This window comes from Nocardia aurantia (assembly GCF_009604425.1).
Classification (GTDB): Bacteria; Actinomycetota; Actinomycetes; order Mycobacteriales; family Mycobacteriaceae; genus Nocardia; species Nocardia aurantia.
The window spans coordinates 1-18724 of the sequence record NZ_WEGI01000009.1; the positions used below are offsets into that span (position 1 = coordinate 1).

The window sequence follows — 18724 nt, forward strand, 5'->3', positions numbered from 1 at the left end:
CTCCACCAGTACCGGCGGCTGGCCGTCCGCTGGGAACGCCGCACAGACATCCACGAAGGCTTCCTCAACCTCGGCGCCTCCCTCATCTGCTGGCGACGACTCAGCAATCGAACCCGATAGGAGCTCTAAGCGCGGCGGCGGCCGACCGGGTTTCGGTGAACGGATACGCCGTCATGGCGCTCGAAGGTCTGAAAATCCGCTCAGAACGGATCATCGGTACTTGGATTAAGTATCCGTGATACTATCTTCACGTACCTTTCGATCGATCGGGGAGTTGGATGACCACGACCTACACGTTCTGGAACAACAAGGGCGGCACGGGCAAGACGAGTCTGTGTTTCCAGTCCATGGCCTTCTACGCCGACCAAAATCCGGACAAGCGAGTCCTGGCGATCGACGTCTGCCCACAGGCCAACCTGTCCGAGCTGCTTTTCGGTGGGCTGACGGGCTCAGGTAGCGAGGTGCTGCTCGCCCGCCAGAATGAGCCGACCCGCCGAACCATCGGTGGCTATTTCGAGCTGCGGGTCCCCACCCCGTGGTCGACTCCGGCCATCGATCCCGATTTGTACATGTCGCACCCAGCGGACTACAACTCCGCGATCCCGGACAACCTCGATCTCATCGCCGGAGACCCAATCTTGGAGCTGCAGGCCAACGCCGTATCCACGCTGGCCAACACGCAGCTGGCTGGCACTCCGACGTGGCTGCGCGTCATCGACTGGATCCAAGATCTGGTCGATACCCTGGAGGGCAGATACGACACGATCTTCATCGACGCGAACCCGTCGTTCTCGATGTACACCCAGATCGCCCTCTCGGCAGCCGACCGCTTGGTCTTGCCCGTGATGGCTGACGACTCCTCGCGCCGCGCGATTCAGAACGCATTCTCCCTGATCTACGGCCTGAAGCTGCCGTCTGAGATCTACACTCAGTACGCCTTCGCCACGAAGTTGAAGGCAGAGGGCCGTGGCCTGCCGAAAGTGCACGTGATCGCGAAGAACCGGCTCACTCAGTACGTCGTCGCGGCGTCGGGGTACTCTGCCGTGCTCAAGACCATCGACGCGGACGTGAAGGCACTCCTCACGTCGAACCCTGGAATGTTCACCGCGCACAAGGCGAAGGACGTCATGGTTGAGATCCGGGACTTCCAGACCGCCGGAGTCGTTGCGTTCGCACGTGGCTGCCCGTTCTACGAGCAGAAGCCCGGCCGCATGGACATCATGGGCAAGCGTGTTGGGGTGAAGCGCGAGTACCTCGACAACTGCATCCAGTCAGTGCAATCGCTTGTCGACGAACTCTGACCTCTGAAGTTCCCCCCGACCGTTCTGTGGTCGCACAGCCTTCTGTGCCAGCGTTTGGCCGCGCTCGTCGACCGGACCTGTCGCTGAACGTCGAGTTCAGGCAGCAAGCGCAGAGAGAGTCTTGCGAGATATCGAGGCTTGGGCCAGCTCGGCGACCACGCTACGGCCGCCGAAGAAGGCATTCGAGATGCATTGGTGCACAGCGTATTTCGACAAGCAGGACCGCGCTATCAGAGGCAGTCGACTGTAGCGCATCCAGGTCCGAGTGCTGCCATTCCGAACCGCTGCTTGCACACACCGTCGTGGCGAGGCCCTGACACGGCTCCGGCGGACCGCTCGGCAATCGAAACTGAGAGACCTGGGTAAGAAGGCAGACCTTGGAGATTTTCGACGCCATAGGATTTTTCGGAGGTCATGAGTTTAGTCTAGGCTGCACATAGATCGGCCTTGGGAGGCCGCCGTGAGCAACTGGGGAAACTACGTGGACAAGCACTTTGAGCAGATCGCGGTGGGCAAGCTCAGCGTCGATCCGGAGATGAACAGCGGACGTCTCTACATGCAGCGCGATGAAATCCTTGCCTGGACTGCAAAAATTGCAGAGAACTGGGATAGGGAGATGCTGCTACCGGCTTTGGTGTCGAAGCGCGCCGACGGCACGTTGGTGATCTTGGATGGTCAGCACAGTAACGAGGCCTGCAGGCGCGTGGAGGGTGACAACTTCCGCCGCGACGCCATGGTTTACGAGGGGCTCACCATCCAGCAGGAGGCCAAACTCTTTCTCGCTGCGAACAAGCACCGCAGGCCGGTCAAGCCCTTCGATAATTTTCGGGTATCGCTAACGGCAGGCGACCGCACTGCAGTGCGGGTAGATACAGAAGTACGAGCCCTTGGCGACGGCCTGCAGGTGGCTGCCAGCTCAAGCACGAACCGTGTTGGTGCCGTCCAGGCCCTTTTGGTAATGGGCAAGACAGCAGGGATGATCACTCGAGTCTTGAGGATAGTAAGTGCCGCGTGGGGTCGCGATGCCAGCACCTGGGACAACCTGGTCCTGCGGGCGGTGGCTATGGTGCTCGCCGCACCGGGTACCTGGGAGTTGGCAGACGACGATCTGCTCATCAAGGTATTAAAGGACGGCGGCACTCCGGCGGTCTGGAAGCGAAACGCAGTGCGCGAGACGCCGAGTGGCGGCGGCTCGGCATCTCGGTCGGTGCCGATGGCACAAACGATTGTAGGGAATTACAACATGGGCATCATGGATCGCGAGAAGCTGCTTGTTTTCGGCCGACCGAAGAAGGCAGTGTCCTCCAGCCGCAAGGTCCGAACGTAGGCGAAGCTATCTCGGTCCGCAATCATCTACCGCCGCAACTACAGCCACCGCACGGCGTGGCCAACTCCACTGGCTCCCTCAAGGCCACCAAGTCGAGTGCAGTGGCGTCGCCCGGTGGAGCCGCGGGCCGCCAGAAGCGGCAATGAGAAACGGGCTACCCGTCGGCTGTGGCCGTTGACCGCGCAGGGGCGGGCAAGTACCCGCCCCGGCCACCGCAGCCAGCCCGGCCGACGGGTAGCCGCCAGGAACGGCCTTGTGGCGGCTACGCCTCATCATCGTTGACGAACGCCTCTATTGCCCTGCGCAACTCTTCCGGATCAGAAGTGACGATGTGGGCCTTGGTCGTTGCGCCGTCCGCTTCCCGCCGTTCGAATTTGAATACGTTTCTGTGAGATCGCGACGGAAGAAAGCGCTTCGCCGAGTCATAGAGGATTGCCGCTAGGATATTCGCGGGGATGGCCAGCAGAACCGACGCGCCATACTTGAGAAAGATCGCTGCGTCAGGAAGTGCTGACAGCTGATGAATGCGCGAAAATTCGACAGTGTGTGTGGAGGGGAGACCCGAAGCGGCAGAGAGTATCTCATCGTCTGTGTAGTAGCTCGCATCCGCCGCAATCTGGAAATCCGCACCACCTGAGATTCCCGCAAGGTGTTCGAAAAACGCGATAGAGAATCCGCCCGGCGCTCCCTGTTCCTTGATTTCATTCTGTATCGCCGCCCAATCGTCCGCATCTACGTCGAATTCGGCCCAGGCCGCTCGATGGCCGTCGTCAAGCTGTTCAACACCGGCCGTTACGTTCTGGACCTCAAGCTGCCGACCAGGATCGTGATTGAAATTCATTGGCGTGGTGCCAGTAGCAAGAGCATCCGCAATTTGATCCAACGCCGATTCGTCCAGAACAAAGTCTTTGCCGGGCAGTGGATGATTGCTTGCTACCCGGGTCCTCACACGCTTCATCGCCACGGCATGCCTCCCTTATCGACCACGCCATTACCCAGATGGACTACCGGCCAAGAGTATCCCAGTGCATACACCCCACCCCCATGCCATCCACCGACGGGATGTCAACGGTGTTCCATAGGTGTCCGCCGGTGCGCAAAAGGTGGCGATTTAGTGCCTCTCACCTGCGGTGATGCGACAGGGTACTCGGTGGCGGTGCAGGTGGGCGGGCTGCCTCATAGCGGGCCGGAGGTACTTAAAATCCGTCAAGTCTGGGTTCGAGTCCCAGCGGGGGCACTACTTTTCGGCCGATGTGCCGCGCGGATGCGTTCCGTGCAGCGGCCGGTATCGGGGGCGGTGCCCACAGCCGACGCGCAGTCGGGCGGCGCTATCGTGGTCGGCGGCGAGCACCGGTTCGATCGGCAATGCCGGGTGGCGCGGGGATTTCGAAGTCCGGGTCGCTGGGGGATCGGGGGGGTGGGTGTGGACTGTGAGCAAACTTACGGACAATTCCGGACAGTCGAGCAGATGGGTAGTCTGGCGCGCAGGTTCGCCTTGTCGTACCGCAGATCAGTAGACCTCATATGCAGTAGTCGATAGGAAGTGCCTTATGCATCGTCACCGTGTGGCTGTCGTCGCCGGACTCGTCAGCGCCGTCCTGGTCGCCGGCACCGCCGCTACCGCTTCGGCGCGGCAGATCGGTGGATTCGACGTCGGTGGTGCGATCGAGACCGAGTACGACCAGTCGGGGGGATTCGATCTGCTGGGTAATCCGACCGGGCCGGACAGCCTGGGCGCCAACGGCGGTCACTTCCAGGTGTTCGAGCACGGGTCGATCTACTGGTCGCCCGATACCGGCGCCCACGAGATCGGCGGGTTCATCCGGGATCGGTGGGGTGCGCTGGGCTGGGAGAAGGGGGTGCTCGGGTATCCGACCACCCGGGAATCCGATGCCACCGACGGGAAGTACAACAACTTCCAGAACGGGTCGATCTACTGGTCGCAGGACACGGGTGCGCATCAGATCGGCGGGGCCATCTACGTGAAGTGGGCCGCGCACGATTACGAGCGCGGGCCGCTGGGTTTCCCGACCAGTGACGAGTTCGCGACCAAGGGCGGCGGAAAGGCGAATCTGTTCTCCGGTGGGGCGATCTACTGGACCAAGGCGACCACCGCGCACATTCTGAGCAACGGGCCGATTCTGGATCAGTGGACCGTGGCCGGAAGCGATTCCGGGCGCTACGGGTTCCCGACCAGTGACGAGTACGACGTGCCGGGCGGGAAGGCGCAGAACTTCCAGCACGGCACCATCACCGTGCGGAGCTGAGCGGGATCGTGGCGGGACCGCGGTGGGGTCGGGTGCGGACCGCGGACTCGATCAGGCCGGGACCGCGGCGGGTTTGCGGGTGCCGGTGGTGACCAGATACAGCACCAGCAGCACCACGCTGAGCCAGACGTAGGTGTCGCCGATGAAATGTTGCCACGGCGTCCAGGACAGCTCCCGGTTCTCCTCACCGGGCTCCCAGTTCTGCGGGCCGATCACGAACACGACGGCGGTGGCCAGCATGATCGCGTACCAGACGAGGGCCTGCCGCAGTGGCGCCCGGCTCGCGGCACCCACGCCGGCCAGCAGGGCGGGCGCGATCCAGACCCAGTGGTGCGACCAGGAAATCGGGGAGGCCAGCAGGGTGAACACCGCGTTGAAGGCCAGCACCAGCGGCGGGTTGTCCGCGGCGCGGCGCATCGCCGGTACCACCAGCGCCAGCAGGACCAGGCTGAGCAGCAGCCACAGCGCGGTGAATTCCGGGCGTGGTACCTGAAAGCGGGACAGCACGCCCTGGATGGATTGATTCGTGCGGAAGGCCGAACCGCTCAGGCCGGATACGTTGCCCATGCCGCCGAACCAGTATCGGGTGGATTCGCGGGGGAGCACCGCGTAGGCGAGTGCGGTGGCCACCGCGCCGGTGATCGCGGCGGTGGCGGCGGCCCGATAATCGCGGCGTACGAGGAAATACAGCACGAACGCGGCGGGGGTCAGTTTGATCGCCGCGGCCAGGCCGACCAGGACGCCGCGCGGCCACTTCGAGCGTGCGGACGGATCCTCGGCGGAGGCCCCCCCGGCCAGGCAGTCGATCGCGACCAGCACCATGAGCAGCAGATTCACCTGGCCGAAGTCCAGGGTCGAATGGATCGGCTCGAGCAGCAGGGCCAGCGGCAGCGCGCACGCGGTGACGAGGAGGGCGAGTTCGACTCCGCCGGACCAGATCCGGCGAGCGGCCAGGTAGAGCGTCACCGCCAGGGCCAGGACCGTGACCACGAAGAACGCGGTCGCGGCGGCATGCCAGGGCAGCATCGCGAACGGGCTCAGCGCCAGCGCGGCGAACGGCGGGTAGATGAACGGCAGGCTGATGCCCATCGTCGTCTTCGGGAGGCTGCCGTACATGTCGGCGCCGTGCCACATCGCCTGTACACCGAGCCGATAGACCTGGAGGTCGATGTACTCCCGCTTGATCGGCGTCAACGGCCCGCTGGGGTGCAACAGCCACCAGACGCAGATCGCGGCCAGCAACGCCGGCAGCGCCCACACAATCCGCGGGAAGCGGCGGGTCGCGGCCGTCGGTCGACTGGAGGTAGTGACGCTAACCATCCAGGACGAGGTTACCGGCAGCGGCATTCGGACAACCGGACGGGTGTGACACCATGACACCCGCTATGACGATGACCAGCGGCGAGCGCTCGGCCGCCGAAGCGCCGCTCACCCTCACCACCCAGCCGCCCCGCAGCCTGTCGTTCGGCGACCAGACCGCCTTCTGGGCCAACCTCGGGGTCACCCTGATCGGTTTCACCGCGGCGCTCTATGTCCTGCATCCGACCGGGCATCCGCAGCTGCCGCTGCTCGGCGCGCTGCTGGCCACCGCGGCCGGCACCGTGATCGGCGCGGCGATGGTGGCCGCCGCCGGTGCGGTGGGCGAGCGGACCGGCGCGCCCGCGATGGCGAACTTCCGTGGCCTGTTCGGTACCCGGCTGTCCTATCTGCCGACCGTCGCCAACATCGTGCAGTGCGTCGGCTGGGGTGTGTACGAACTGACCGTGATCGCGGGCGGCGTGCAGGCGCTGACCCATCATCGGCTGCCGCACGCGCCGGTGATCGTCGCCGCGGGTGTGCTGTGCACGGTGATGGCGATCTGGCCGTTGCGAATTCTGCGGCTGCTGCGCAAGTACGTGACGGTCGCGGTGGCCGTGGCGATGCTGTATTTCACGGTGCGGTTGTTGCATCGGCCGCTACCCGCGGTGCCCGACACGTCGTGGAGCGGCTTCTTCCCCGCCGTCGATACCGCGCTCGCCGTGGCGGTGTCGTTCGTTCCGCTGGCCGCCGACTACACCCGGCACGCCCGGTCCGCGCGCGCCGCCTCGGGGGCGACCCTGCTCGGTTTCTCGGTCGCGCAGACCTGGTGCTATCTCCTGGGCATCGTCGCGTTGATCCAAGTCGGCGGCGACGGTGACCGGATCTTCGACACCTTCCTCGGAGTGGGTGCGGGCTGGTTGTTCTTCGCGGTGCTGGTGCTGCGCGAATCGGATCAGTCGTTCGCGAACGTGTACTCGACGGCGATGTCGATCCAGAATCTGCTGCCGCGGGTGGATCGCCGCATCCTCGCCGCCGCGGTCGGTGTGCTGGCCACCGCGCTGGCGCTGGGGGTGCACGATTTCACCGGCTTCGCCAACTTCCTGCTGTTGATCGGCTCGGTGTTCGTGCCGCTGGCCGCGGTGCTGGTGGTCGACTTCTTCCTCGGCCGGGGACGGGCCGCCGGGGCCGGGCACGGCTGGGACCTGTCCGAGCGTGCCCCGGCCCGGCCGGTGATGCTGGTGCCGTGGTTGCTGGGATTCGTCGTGTACCAGCTCTGCAATCCCGGTTCGGTGGACGGCTGGGCCCGCTGGTGGGGGCATGCGCAGGACGCCCTCGGCGTGCACCCGGGCTGGTGGTCCTCGGCGTCGCTGCTGTCGTTCCTGACCGCCGCGCTGATCACCGGGATCATCGTGCTGTTCGAACGCCGCCGGGGCCGGGCGGCCGCCGTCGCTTGACCGGCCCGCCGCCCTGGTCACCGCGATCGGCGTCCAGCGCCACTCCCGCACGGATTGCCTCCGGTGGCTGGGCCTCCGCGGTCCGGCGGGCCGCACGGATGCCGTCGCCGGGTGTGCCGGAATTTCCCGCACATGATCGACGCGAGGCCGGGGTATGCCCGACTCGGTATCCGCGGCACGTCCGTGCACGGTGCGGTGGCTGTTAGATTCGCCTGACCGTGCGGGTTCGTACGCGGTGCTTTCCGTTCAGGGAGGAGACCGAGGTGACCGATCCGGGGCAAACGCGACGGGGAGCCGGTACGACGCGGCGGGGGATGTTCCGCGTCAAATCCGTCGAGCAGTCCATCCGGGACACCGACGATCCCGAGGCGAACCTGCGCCGGGAACTGTCCGCCTGGGATCTCACCGTTTTCGGGGTGGCCGTGGTGGTCGGCGCGGGCATCTTCACCCTCACCGCGCGCACCGCCGGGACCGTGGCCGGGCCGTCGGTCTCGCTGGCGTTCGTGCTCGCCGCGGTCGCCTGCGCGCTGAGCGCCCTGTGCTACGCCGAATTCGCCTCGACGCTGCCGGTGGCGGGCAGCGCCTACACCTTTTCCTACGCCACCTTCGGCGAGATCGTCGCCTGGATCATCGGCTGGGACCTGCTGCTCGAATTCGCGCTGGGGACATCGGTGGTCGCGAAGGGCTGGTCGCAATATCTGGGTGAGGTGATGGGGACGGCCAGTCCGATCGTGCATCTCGGCTCGGTGACGTTCGATTGGGGTGCGGTCCTGCTCGTCGCCGTGCTGGGGGTGCTGCTGGCGCTGGGCACCAAACTGTCGTCGCGGGTGTCGGCGGTGGCGGTCGCGATCAAACTGGCGATCATCGCGATGGTGGTGATCGTCGGGCTGCGGTACTTCTCGACATCGAATCTGTCGCCGTACGTTCCGCCCTCCCAGCCGGGCGACACCGGCGGCGGGTTGCGGCAATCGTTGTTCTCGTGGCTGACCGGCGCGGGCAACAGCAGTTTCGGCTGGTACGGGCTGCTCGCGGCGGCCAGCATGGTGTTCTTCGCGTTCATCGGATTCGACGTGGTCGCCACCACCGCGGAGGAGACCCGCGATCCGCAGCGCGACGTGCCGCGCGGCATCCTCGGCTCGCTGGCGATCGTGACGGTGCTGTACGTGGCGGTGTCGCTGGTGCTGACCGGCATGGTCCCCTACACCGCGTTGTCCGGTGAGAATGCCACTCTCGCAACAGCTTTCGCGCTGCACGGGGTGAATTGGGCGAAGAACATCATCTCCGTCGGCGCCCTCGCCGGGCTGACCACGGTGGTGATGGTGCTGTTCCTGGGCCAGACCCGGGTGATGTTCGCGATGGCCCGTGACGGATTGATCCCACGTCCGTTGGCGCGCACCGGAACTCGCGGCACGCCGGTGCGGATCACGGCGCTGGTCGGGGTGGTGTGCGCGGTGCTGGCCGGATTCGTCGATTTCGGCACGCTGGCCGAGATGGTGAACATCGGCACGCTGTTCGCCTTCGTCCTGGTGTCGATCGGCGTGGTGGTGCTGCGGCGCTCCCGGCCGGATCTGCCGCGCGGCTTCCGGGTGCCGTTCGTCCCGGTCGTGCCGGTGCTCGCGGTGCTGGCCTGCCTGTGGCTGATGCTGAACCTGTCGGTGGAGACCTGGCTGCGGTTCGTGATCTGGATGGCGGTCGGCCTGGTGCTGTATTTCGGTTACGGCATCCGGCATTCGAAGTTGGGCGCGGCCGAGCGGGCGGACGGCCCCGCGGTCAGAGCTCCGCGCCGCTCACAGCCGTGACGACGCGCGCCTGCGGGGTGGTCTCGGCGGCGGCGTGCGCGGCGCGGGCGAGGGCGCGGGCGCGGTCGAGCTGGGTCAGGACGGCCTCCCAGGCCGGATGTCCCACGGCCGGCCCGCTGCCCAGGGCGAGATCGCGCTGGATGCGGAGCAGGGCCCGGGTGGCCTCGGCGGTGCAGGCGGCGGCGGCCAGCGGTGGCGTCCGGTCGGCATCGGAATACAGTTCGGCGATGCGGTCGGTGAGCCAGTACGCCTCGAAATGCGCCTGGTCGTAGAGGTCTTCGTCGCCGAGCGCGACCGTGCTGGGCGTCGCGGCGCGGGCCCGGTGCTCGAAACTGACCAGATCGGGGGCGGCGGTCAGGGTACGCCGGAGATCCGCGCCGATCAGCCGATACAGCAGGCCCGCCAGCATGGCGTGCTGTACCCCCGCACTGTCGGATCCGGGCGCCTCCCGATCCCGGACCTGCTGTGCGACATCGTCGATTTCGGCGCGCAGTACCGCCAGCGCCGCTCTCAACTGCCCAATAGTGGCCATCGGTGCTCGCTTCGGTGCCGTCCGGACGTCCCGCAGGAAACGAGACGGACGGGGGCAGTCGACCGCCCCCTTCGATCGGCAAGGCTACCTTGTGGCAAACGATTTTGGTCAGGATCCGGCCGGTGAATTCGAAGGTGTGTCGTCCGAGGACGGCGTCGGCAGGTGCTCGAAGGCATAGTACAGCGACAGCAGGCCGAACAGGATCAGCGACAGCAGCGGCTCCCACAGTGCGAGCGCGGTGCCGGCCAGATAGCCGGCGGCGCCGACGCTGAAGCGAAAATTGGCTCGCCGCAGCCATTCCCGGCTCAGCCGGGCATCGATCACGCCCGGCCGGAGTACGGCGTACCACCAGACCAGGCTGAAGCCGGCCGCCATCGCGATCATCACCAGGCCGTAGACGAAGGTCACCGTCGCGGTATCGCCGCCGTGCAACTCGTGAGCCAGCTGACGACCGAGCAAATCGGTGGGGAACGGCACCGCGACGATCACCATGAGCAGCAGCAGATTCGCCAGTTGCAGCGCCCGATCCACCCGAACGACGTGGCGGAACACCGCGTGATGATTCATCCACATGATGCCGATGCTCAGGAAGCTGACCACGTAGGCCAGGTAGGCGGGCCACATGTGCAGCAGGCCCTCGCGTAGATCACCCTCGGGCGCATGCAGATTCAACACGAGCAGGGTGATGGCCACGGCGAATACGCCGTCGCTGAACGCTTCGGTGCGGCTACGATCCATGCCCCGAGTCTGTGTGACATGTCGCCTTTCGGCCAGCCGGGCAACGGCTGGGAAGCCGAACCCGAGCCGGGCTCATATTCTGTGCGGCATGAGTTCTACGACCGACGAGCCGACCGGTCCGCTACCGCGGGGCCGGCATCGACTCAGCCGGGACGAGGTCCGGTCCTCGCAATATCGCAGATTGTGCACCGCGGCACTGGTCGCCGTCGGGGAACTCGGATATGCCGCCACCACCGTGGCCGATATCGTCAGCCGCGCCCAGGTGGCCCGGCGTACCTTCTACGCCCTGTTCAGTGGCAAGGACGAATGCTTCGCCGCGGCATACGATTTCGGTGTCGAGACCGGATTGCGGACGTTGCAGTCGACGATTGCGGCGGCGGGCGAGATGAGTTTCCCGGCCCGGGTGCGGTTGTCCTTCGACGTCTGGCTGGCGGCGCTGGCCGGCGAACCGGCCGCCGCCCGCGCGCTGTACGTGGAGACGCTGGTGGCCGGCGGTCCGCTGGTGGAGCACCGGGCGCGGGTGCACCGGATGTTCGCCGCCTACATGATCGATATCGCCCGCTGCGGGGTGGACAGCGGCGATCTGACCTCCGAACCCGATCCGCAGCTGATCGATATGCTGCTCGGCGGGATCGACGATCGCGTCCGCGCCTGTCTGCACGAGCGGGGCGCCGAGGATCTGCCCGAGCTGAGCTCGCTGTTCACCCGGACCGCGCTGGCGTTGTGTGCCGGCGCGCACGGGTGAGACCTCCTCAGGGCGTGGGAAATCCGCCGGAGCGCAGGGCGGGCAGGCCCGCGCAGTCGCGATAGGTCCGGGCGATCAGCGCCGCGCGCAGATACCAGAGGCCGGTGTCGCGGCTGGGATCCAGACCCGTCAGCTCGTTGACGCGCTTCAGCCGGTAGTCGACGGTGTTGGCGTGCACGTGCAGCTGCCGCGCGGTCCGCTGCCGGGACAGCCCGTTGTCGAGGTGGCAGCGCAGCGTCTCCATCAGATCCGGATAGTCGTCGAGCGGATCCAGCAGCGTGCCGAGCCGATCCAGTCCCGGTCCGGGGCGGGTCACCTGGTATTCCAGCACCAGATCGGCGAGCCGGTAACTGCCCGGCGGCCGGCCCAGCCGCAGCACGGTGTCGAGCAGTTCGTGTGCCTGATCGGCCGCCTCCGGAATCGCTTCGGTGGCGGCGGGGATCACGGTGGCGGTGACGGAAACCCCTGCGGCGTGCGACAACCGGGTGATCAGCGGGTCGAGTTCGCCCGGCGCGACCTCCGGGTCGTCGGCGGGGGCCTCGCCCACGTCGCGGGGGATCAGGACGGTGCCACCGTCGACGGACAGCAGCGACAGCGCCCGGCCGCCGCACCGCTCGGCCAGCTCCGACTGCAATCGCCGGAGCTTGCGCCGGGCAACGACTTTGGTGTCGACCCGCGGATGCGATTCGTCGCGGTGCGCCGGAATGCTCATCGCCACCACGAGATACGCCGGGGCGATCTCGATCCCGGCGACGCGGGCCATGGTCGAGGTGGGATGCCCGGCCAGCAGCGCCGAGACGAGCGTGTGCACGGCGGTGTGGTGCTCGGCCGCCGCGGCCTGATGCTCGCGGACGTACGCCAGCGCGACGGCCGGCGTGATGGTGTCGATGATCCGCAGCATCAGCCGGGCGGTGTCGCGCGGGCGTTCCCGCGGATCCGTCTGTGCCAGCAGCAGATCGAACGCCAGCGTGAAACCCTCGTGCACGGCGTGGTGCACGGTGTCGATCGGGATACCCTCGCGGGCCCACTCCGCGGCGGCCCGCTGCAGCCGCTCCACCTTGCCGTCGGGCTCCGCGCCGGACATCATGTCGACGGTCAGCTCCAGGCAGATGCGGGTGACCGTCGTGATGTCACCGTGGGTCGCATCGCCGGGCAGGGTGGCGCACGGCGCCAGGTGCGTGGCGAAGTGGCCGACGAGTTGCCTGGACAGGGCGTGGATATCGTGGCGTGTGCGTCCGGTCATGCAGGGCCCCGCGATCACTGCTTCTGGGAACTCTGGCGTTCCTATTGTTATCGAACTGTAGCTTTTCCACGTGTGCGAAAGCAATAGCCGATCCCGAATGTGTCGGGCTCGCATCCGGGTTGCGCGTCCGTCGACCGGATTGAATTGCGGCTCAGAGGGGTTGCGGCTCGGCTGCCCGGCGCTGATCGAACTCCGCTCGGGCGGTGTGGATCTCGTCCATGTTCCGTAGCGACCAAGCACCCAGCGCGTGGGTGAGCCGGCCGAGATCCGCGCCCAGTTCGGTCAGCGCGTACTCCACCCGCGGCGGCACGGTCGGATACACCGACCGCCGGACCAGTCCGTCGCGCTCGAGCGTGCGCAGGGTCTGGGTGAGCATCTTCTGGGTGATGCCGTCGAGCCGGCGCCGCAGCTCGTTGAACCGGACCGGCCCGCCCTCGACCCGCAGCACCCCGAGTACGAGCAGCACCCATTTGTCGGCCAGCACGGCCAGGATGTCACGGGCGGGGCAGCGGCGCAGGTAGCTGTCGACCAGGTCGGCGGAGTCCACCCAGCCGTCCAGGGCGGCGTGCGTCGCCGGGTCGGATCGGAAGCTGACAGTATCCATCGGGTACCTCGGTATGGAAATAGTGCCTACTTCCCAAGTAGATACCACGAAACCCAGAATTGATACATGTTAGCGATCATCCAGAACACCTACGGCGGCCCCGACGTCCTGCACACCGCCGAACTGCCGATACCCGTGCCGGAAGCCGGCGAGGTCCTGCTGCGCGTCGCCGCGACCGCGGTGAATCCGGCCGACTGGAAGGTGCGTTCCGGCGGCGTGCGCCGGCTCGGGGAGCCGCCGTTCACCCTCGGCCTGGACGTGGCCGGCACCGTCGTCGAGACCGGTTCGGCGGTCACGGGTTTCGCGCCGGGCGACGAGGTCTTCGCGCTGGTCCTGAGCCGCCGCGGCGCCTACGCCGAATACGTGACGGTGCCCGCCGCCAGCCTCGCCGCCGTTCCGGCGGGCCTGGATCTCCGGCAGGCCGCGGCCCTGCCGGTCGCCGCGCTGACCGCCTGGCAGTCGCTCGCGGAACTGCGTGCGGGACAACGGGTCCTGATCCACGCGGCGGCCGGCGGGGTGGGGCATCTCGCGGTCCAGATCGCCAAACTGCGGGGCGCGTACGTGATCGGCACCGCCCGTTCCGGCAATCACGAGTTCCTGCGCGAACTCGGGGCCGACGAGCTGATCGATTACAGCACCACCGATTTCACCACCGCGGTGCGCGATGTCGATGTGGTCCTCGATCTGATCGGCGGCGACTACGGCACGCGTTCGCTGCGGGTGCTGCGGCCGGACGGCCGGTACGTCGACGCCCAGGGTTCCGACGCCGAGGGGGACCCGCGGTACCGGCGCTTCCACGTCGGCCCCTCGGGCCCGGATCTGGCCGAGATCGCGGCACTCGCCGCCGCGGGCCGCTTGCGGGTGCGGATCGAACGGGTGATGTCGCTGGCCGAGGTCGCCGAGGCGCACGCGCTCAGCGAGACCGGGCGGGTCCGCGGCAAGATCGTGCTGGTCCCCTGGACCGATTGAGCCTCAACGATATTCGGCCAGCCGGGGCCGCACCCCCAGGAACACCAGCAGCGCGATCAGCGCGAAGGCGGTGTAGGGCACCCAGCTGCTCCAGCCGGTCAGGGTGTTGACGCCGCGGGTGACGGCCGTGTCGAAGGTCCGCTGGTCGATATCGATGACGGCCTGGAGCTTGTCGTCGTAGTAGCCGAAGTCGCCGTCGGACTGACCCGGATCGTCGCTGGTGTCGAACGAGATCGCCTCGTGCAGATCGGCGGCGGCCATCGCGCGCATCGTCCGGTCGTCGCGCTGATAGGACTGGTAGGCCAGCAGCATGGTCTCCAGCGCGGACCGTTTGCCCCGGAAGGACGCGGCACGCGCCTCGTCGGCGAAGAATCCGGTGAATCGGATGTCGGAGGTGCGGCGGTAGGCCGTCAGCGCGACGCGCAGCGCGTCGTCGTATTCGCCGATCGATTTCACATGTACGTTCAGCAGCCACTGCGACTGATCCAGGAAGCCCTGTTCGTAGGTGGCGGCCCGCTGCGGATCGAGCAGCCAGCGGCTCTCGTCCGCGTTCATGTCGTAGCCGTAGGCGCGGGCTCGCTGCAAGGTCAGCAGCGACTCGAAGGCGTCCTCCTTCGCCACCTTCAGATGCTGGGCGGCGTCCGCGTTGGCGGACAGGCTGCCACCCACCAGCACGGCGGCGACCACGGTCGCGATCAGCAGCGCCGGATTGAACCGGCGGCGGGTCATCACGCGCAGCAGGATCTGCAATCCCACCAGCGCGCCGATCAGCACCGTGCCGAGGAGGGTCAACTGGGCTCGGGCATCGGTGGTATCGCGACGGGTCGCGGCGTAGGCGCTGTCCAGTGCGGTCTTGTTGTCGTTGGTGAGCCGCTGGGTGTCCAGTTCGATGCGGGACATCAGGTCGGTGGCCTGCCGTTGCATCCGCAGAATTCGATCCGAGGGCCGGCCCGCCGGATTCTGCTCGGTGTCGTTGAGCAGCATGATCTGGGCGGCCAGCGCCTGGTACCGGCCGAGTTCCTCCAGCAACGTACGGGAGATGTCCGAACCCGTCGCCGCGATCGCGCGCTGCAGGTCGCCGTCGGCCTGAATCCTGCGCTGCTCGTAGGTCTTCCGGGCGTCGGCCACCGCGGCGCGATTCTCGCTGCCCGCCAGCAACATATTGGCCAGCTCCGCGTCCATGTCGGCGAACGCCACCGCGAGGTCCTCGGTCGCCGCCACATTCGGTGCGGTGTGCGTTCCGAGGAGATCGATACTGGCGCGGATACTCGTCGCGTCCGTCGTCTCCACGACGGCGGTGGCCAGCGCCGCGAGCACGATCACGGTGGCCAGCAGGCGAATCCAGGCCGGCCGGTCCGATCGCTGCGGTACCCGCGACCGCACGGCGTCGACCGCCGTTCGTACCGGTCCGGGCCGAATTGTCCCGGTAGTCACCATGATTCCCTTCTCGGTGCCGTCACACCCAGCTCAGCGGGCGAATATCGTTGGCGCGGTTGACCAGTGCGCGCCGGGTGAGCTGATCGGGGGCCAGCCGGGCCAGCGTGCGGTAACGCTGTTCGAGCGCCGCTCGCAGTGCCCCGTCGTCGAGCGGACAGCCGAGTACCGGGCCCCCGGCGGTGCCGGCGGCCGCCAGTTCCCGGGCTGCCCCGAGTACCTCGATATCCAAGCGGGCCTTGCGTTCCGGGTCGAGTGCGAGTTCCGTGAGCAGCTGCCCGGCGGCCACGAGATGCGGTTCGGTGGCCGCTTGTACCCGGATGCGCACCGCGGTCAGCCGTGCGGCGAGGTACTGACTGGAACTCTCCGGCACGGATTCGACCGCGGCGATCGCACCGTCGAAGTCGTCGGCGGCGAGCCGGGTGCGGGCCAGGCCGAACGCGGCGCTCGGATAGCCGTGGTCGGTGCGCCACACCAGGTCGTACAGTGCGCCCGCCGCGTCCGGATCACCGTCGCATTCGGTGGCGGCGGCCAGCGCCAGTTTCGGCGCGGCCTCGCCGGGCAGCAGGCCGTAGACGGCGTCGAAAGCGGTTCGGGCCGAGCCGGTGTCGCCGCCGGCCAGCGCCGTCAGGGCGCGGTACCAGCCGATCCGCCAGTCCGCCTGCTCGTGTTGCTCCAGATCGTCGAGCCCGGCGCCGGCGTCCGCGAGCGCTCCGGCCGCGACGCGGGCGCGGGCCAGCGCCAATTCGACCTCGTAGGACGGGATCGGGGCCGCTTCCAGCAGCGTGACCAGTCGATCCGGATCGTCGCCGAGACTGGACAGCCAGCGGGCGGCCGGATCCGCCGGATCGACCAGCGGGATCGGCAGCGCCTGCGCGACGACGGCCGGGCCGAGTGTGGCGGGCCGATCCGCGGGATCCGCGCCGAAGACCGCGCGCTCGGGGCCGAACATCGCCGACAGCGCCGGTCGCGGCGCGCCCTCCTCGGCGGCCACCACCTCCCGCAGCACACCGGTGAGCTGTTCGGCCATCTCCGCCGCGGTGCCGAACCGGTCGTCCGGATCGGCTGCGGTGGCCCGCCGCAGCAGCCGGTCCAGGGACGGATGCCGTTGCAGCACCGGCACATCCGCGGCCGGCGGCAGATCGTGCCGGTAGGTCTTGCGGTAGTCGAAGGCGAAGGTCAGCACCGCGAGCGTGCGGCCGACGGTGAACAGATCCGATTCGACCGAGGCGCCCTCGAGTTCCAGCTCCGGGGCGCAGTAGCCGTCGGTCTTGAAGCCGACACTGTCGAGATCCGTCCGGTGCCGCACCGCGCCGAGGTCGATCAGCTTCAGTTGCTCCTCGGACTGGATCACGTTGTCCGGCTTGAAATCACAGTAGAGCAGTTCCCGCGAGTGCAGGTAGCCGAGCGCGGGCAGGATCTCCAGCATGTACGCGAGACCCTGTGCGGGAGGCAACGGTTCGAGCCGGCCCTCGGCATTTCGCTTGGACCGCAACTCCTTCAGCGACGCGCCGCCGATGTACTCCATCACGATGTATCCGACCTCCTCGCCGCTGCGCGGGTCGGGGTGCTGTACGAAGTTGTAGATCTTGACGATGTTGGGATGTTCGACGCCGGCCAGGAACCGCCGCTCGGCCACCGCCGCCGCCATGGCATCCGCGTCGCCGGAATCGAGCAGGCCCTTGAGGACCACCCAGCGGTCGCTGACGTTGCGGTCCCGCGCGAGATAGATCCAGCCGAGACCGCCGTGGGCCAGGCAGCCCAGCACCTCGTACTGGCCCGCGACCAACTCACCCGGACCGAGTTTCGGGGTGAAGGAGAAACCCGTCCCGCAGTGCGGGCAGAAGCCCTCGGCGCGGCCGGGCCGGTCGTCCCGGGTCCGGCCCACGGGCTTGCCGCACTGGCTGCAGAACCGATCCTGTTCGGGCACTTGCGGATCGGACATGATCGCCGTCGACGGATCCCGATAGGGCACCGGGGCGATGGTGACCAGCCCCGCGCCGAGCCGGCCGCGACCGGACCGCTCACTGCGATTGGATCGGGACCTGCTGGAGCCGCGGCGAACCCGGCCCGTCACCGTGCCGGAGGAGGCACTCGCTACCGTGCCGGAGGAGGCACTCGCTACCGTGCCGGAGGCGGCACTCGCTACCGTGCCCGGCGGTCCGTCGGCCTCGGGTCCCGGATCGGGCGCCTGCGCGGCGGTCACCGCGGAATCGGGCGCCAGCCCGCAGACGGTGCAGTAACCATCCTCGACGATGCCGGTGCAGCCCGGCTGCTCACAACGTGTCATTCCCTGTTCCCACGACGGACTCTGTCGCACCGACGGATTCCGGTATGGGAATCGACCCCCACCCGTACCGGAGATACTGCCAGAACCCCAGGTAAACAAACCATGAGTTTTCGATCGAACGGTTGGCTACCCGATTGCGATGCGGGGAGAGCTCGATTTGGTGTGTCCGGCTGCGGCAACCACCCCGCTTACGGTTCAATGATGCTCGAACGTAGCGATCTACCAGCATGCTCTCACCGCCCCCGCGACGCGCGTGGGTGGATCGATTCATCGCAGCAGCACATCGGCATCCGAGAGGACACGACTGTGAGCATGGTTCTCGCCGCAGCACACGACATGTACACCACCGTGCTGGCCCAGGTCGGCAACCCCACCCCGGAGACCCCGCCGGCGGCCGAGAAGCTGATGAAGCTCGTCCGCTACTTCACCTGGTTCGTCCTGCTGTCCGGCGTGAGCGCCATCACCTACGGCGGCGGCAAGTTCGCCTGGGAGAAGTGGAGCGGCGGCGGACTCGAGTCGCCGAAGATGGTGGCGGGCGCGATGATCGGCGGTGGTGTCGCCACCAGCGCCGGCACCATCATGAACGCCGTCATCGGCAGCTGAATCCGTTCCCCGCCGCCTCGCGTTTCACCCGCACGGAATCGGGTAGTGCTCTCGGCCCGAAGTTCCGGCACCATGTATCCAGAAGAATGCGAGGTAGCGGGGGACGGTCCGGTCCCCGG

16 protein-coding genes are annotated in these 18724 nt (G+C 67.4%); 8 read left to right on the forward strand and 8 right to left on the reverse strand.

Going from position 1 to position 18724, the window contains the following annotated elements; translation table 11 throughout:
* The first annotated feature begins 278 nt into the window (after positions 1-278).
* Complete coding sequence (locus tag NRB56_RS20150) at positions 279-1301, forward strand: ParA family protein (RefSeq protein WP_153344535.1); 1023 nt, start codon at positions 279-281, stop codon at positions 1299-1301.
* A gap of 460 nt (positions 1302-1761) precedes the next feature.
* Positions 1762-2628 (forward strand): DUF6551 family protein, encoded by an 867-nt coding sequence (locus tag NRB56_RS20155; protein ID WP_153344537.1) that lies wholly within the window; start codon positions 1762-1764, stop codon positions 2626-2628.
* Between the two features lie 262 nt (positions 2629-2890).
* On the opposite strand, the gene NRB56_RS20160 is transcribed toward NRB56_RS20155, so the two are convergent.
* The gene (locus tag NRB56_RS20160; protein ID WP_153344539.1) at positions 2891-3592 is read right to left on the reverse strand and encodes a hypothetical protein; all 702 of its coding nucleotides are present in this window, start codon (positions 3590-3592) and stop codon (positions 2891-2893) included.
* A gap of 601 nt (positions 3593-4193) precedes the next feature.
* On the opposite strand from NRB56_RS20160, the gene NRB56_RS20165 reads away from it, so the two are divergent.
* Positions 4194-4895, forward strand: a complete 702-nt coding sequence (locus tag NRB56_RS20165; RefSeq protein ID WP_319943256.1) for an LGFP repeat-containing protein — start codon at positions 4194-4196, stop codon at positions 4893-4895.
* A 51-nt stretch (positions 4896-4946) separates the two neighbouring features.
* Here the strand turns inward: NRB56_RS20165 and NRB56_RS20170 are convergent, their stop codons facing one another.
* On the reverse strand, positions 4947-6215 hold the full coding sequence (locus NRB56_RS20170; RefSeq protein WP_153344543.1) for a glycosyltransferase 87 family protein: 1269 nt from the start codon (positions 6213-6215) through the stop codon (positions 4947-4949).
* Between the two features lie 65 nt (positions 6216-6280).
* Between NRB56_RS20170 and NRB56_RS20175 the strand changes: the two genes are divergently transcribed.
* Positions 6281-7648, forward strand: a complete 1368-nt coding sequence (locus tag NRB56_RS20175; protein WP_153344545.1) for a purine-cytosine permease family protein — start codon at positions 6281-6283, stop codon at positions 7646-7648.
* A gap of 314 nt (positions 7649-7962) precedes the next feature.
* Positions 7963-9447, forward strand: a complete 1485-nt coding sequence (locus NRB56_RS20180; protein ID WP_153345127.1) for an amino acid permease — start codon at positions 7963-7965, stop codon at positions 9445-9447.
* Here the strand turns inward: NRB56_RS20180 and NRB56_RS20185 are convergent.
* On the reverse strand, positions 9419-9979 hold the full coding sequence (locus NRB56_RS20185) for a hypothetical protein (RefSeq protein ID WP_153344547.1): 561 nt from the start codon (positions 9977-9979) through the stop codon (positions 9419-9421). The genes NRB56_RS20180 and NRB56_RS20185 overlap by 29 nt on opposite strands.
* 108 nt (positions 9980-10087) lie before the next feature.
* Positions 10088-10717 (reverse strand): TMEM175 family protein, encoded by a 630-nt coding sequence (locus tag NRB56_RS20190; RefSeq protein ID WP_153344549.1) that lies wholly within the window; start codon positions 10715-10717, stop codon positions 10088-10090.
* An 88-nt stretch (positions 10718-10805) separates the two neighbouring features.
* Between NRB56_RS20190 and NRB56_RS20195 the strand changes: the two genes are divergently transcribed.
* Complete coding sequence (locus NRB56_RS20195) at positions 10806-11462, forward strand: TetR/AcrR family transcriptional regulator (protein WP_153344551.1); 657 nt, start codon at positions 10806-10808, stop codon at positions 11460-11462.
* Positions 11463-11469: 7 nt separating this feature from the next.
* Here the strand turns inward: NRB56_RS20195 and NRB56_RS20200 are convergent, their stop codons facing one another.
* Together NRB56_RS20200 and NRB56_RS20205 are read right to left on the reverse strand one after the other, a co-directional pair.
* Entirely contained in the window at positions 11470-12705 is a 1236-nt protein-coding gene (locus NRB56_RS20200; protein WP_153344553.1) for a PucR family transcriptional regulator, read from the reverse strand.
* Positions 12706-12856: 151 nt separating this feature from the next.
* Entirely contained in the window at positions 12857-13309 is a 453-nt protein-coding gene (locus NRB56_RS20205) for a winged helix-turn-helix transcriptional regulator (RefSeq protein WP_227838077.1), read from the reverse strand.
* Between the two features lie 66 nt (positions 13310-13375).
* Here NRB56_RS20205 and NRB56_RS20210 point away from each other — a divergent pair, with 66 nt between their 5' ends.
* Entirely contained in the window at positions 13376-14278 is a 903-nt protein-coding gene (locus NRB56_RS20210) for an NADP-dependent oxidoreductase (RefSeq protein ID WP_153344555.1), read from the forward strand.
* 3 nt (positions 14279-14281) lie between these two features.
* On the opposite strand, the gene NRB56_RS20215 is transcribed toward NRB56_RS20210, so the two are convergent.
* Positions 14282-15715, reverse strand: coding sequence for a hypothetical protein (locus tag NRB56_RS20215; protein WP_153344557.1), 1434 nt, complete (start codon positions 15713-15715; stop codon positions 14282-14284).
* A gap of 19 nt (positions 15716-15734) precedes the next feature.
* Positions 15735-18002 (reverse strand): serine/threonine-protein kinase, encoded by a 2268-nt coding sequence (locus tag NRB56_RS20220; RefSeq protein WP_153344559.1) that lies wholly within the window; start codon positions 18000-18002, stop codon positions 15735-15737.
* Positions 18003-18314: 312 nt separating this feature from the next.
* On the opposite strand from NRB56_RS20220, the gene NRB56_RS20225 reads away from it, so the two are divergent.
* Positions 18315-18605: a hypothetical protein gene (locus tag NRB56_RS20225; protein ID WP_019929403.1), complete on the forward strand. Its 291-nt coding sequence runs from the start codon at positions 18315-18317 to the stop codon at positions 18603-18605.
* Positions 18606-18724: the final 119 nt, after the last annotated feature.

What these genes read in the sequence shown, in the direction of transcription:
- NRB56_RS20150 (WP_153344535.1), top strand. Translation starts at nt 279, where the DNA reads ATGACCACGACCTACACGTTCTGGAACAACAAGGGCGGCACGGGCAAG.
- NRB56_RS20170 (WP_153344543.1), bottom strand. Translation starts at nt 6,215, where the DNA reads ATGGTTAGCGTCACTACCTCCAGTCGACCGACGGCCGCGACCCGCCGC.
- NRB56_RS20175 (WP_153344545.1), top strand. Translation starts at nt 6,281, where the DNA reads ATGACGATGACCAGCGGCGAGCGCTCGGCCGCCGAAGCGCCGCTCACC.
- NRB56_RS20180 (WP_153345127.1), top strand. Translation starts at nt 7,963, where the DNA reads ATGTTCCGCGTCAAATCCGTCGAGCAGTCCATCCGGGACACCGACGAT.
- NRB56_RS20185 (WP_153344547.1), bottom strand. Translation starts at nt 9,979, where the DNA reads ATGGCCACTATTGGGCAGTTGAGAGCGGCGCTGGCGGTACTGCGCGCC.
- NRB56_RS20190 (WP_153344549.1), bottom strand. Translation starts at nt 10,717, where the DNA reads ATGGATCGTAGCCGCACCGAAGCGTTCAGCGACGGCGTATTCGCCGTG.
- NRB56_RS20195 (WP_153344551.1), top strand. Translation starts at nt 10,806, where the DNA reads ATGAGTTCTACGACCGACGAGCCGACCGGTCCGCTACCGCGGGGCCGG.
- NRB56_RS20200 (WP_153344553.1), bottom strand. Translation starts at nt 12,705, where the DNA reads ATGACCGGACGCACACGCCACGATATCCACGCCCTGTCCAGGCAACTC.
- NRB56_RS20205 (WP_227838077.1), bottom strand. Translation starts at nt 13,309, where the DNA reads ATGGATACTGTCAGCTTCCGATCCGACCCGGCGACGCACGCCGCCCTG.
- NRB56_RS20210 (WP_153344555.1), top strand. Translation starts at nt 13,376, where the DNA reads ATGTTAGCGATCATCCAGAACACCTACGGCGGCCCCGACGTCCTGCAC.
- NRB56_RS20215 (WP_153344557.1), bottom strand. Translation starts at nt 15,715, where the DNA reads ATGGTGACTACCGGGACAATTCGGCCCGGACCGGTACGAACGGCGGTC.
- NRB56_RS20220 (WP_153344559.1), bottom strand. Translation starts at nt 18,002, where the DNA reads ATGACACGTTGTGAGCAGCCGGGCTGCACCGGCATCGTCGAGGATGGT.
- NRB56_RS20225 (WP_019929403.1), top strand. Translation starts at nt 18,315, where the DNA reads ATGGTTCTCGCCGCAGCACACGACATGTACACCACCGTGCTGGCCCAG.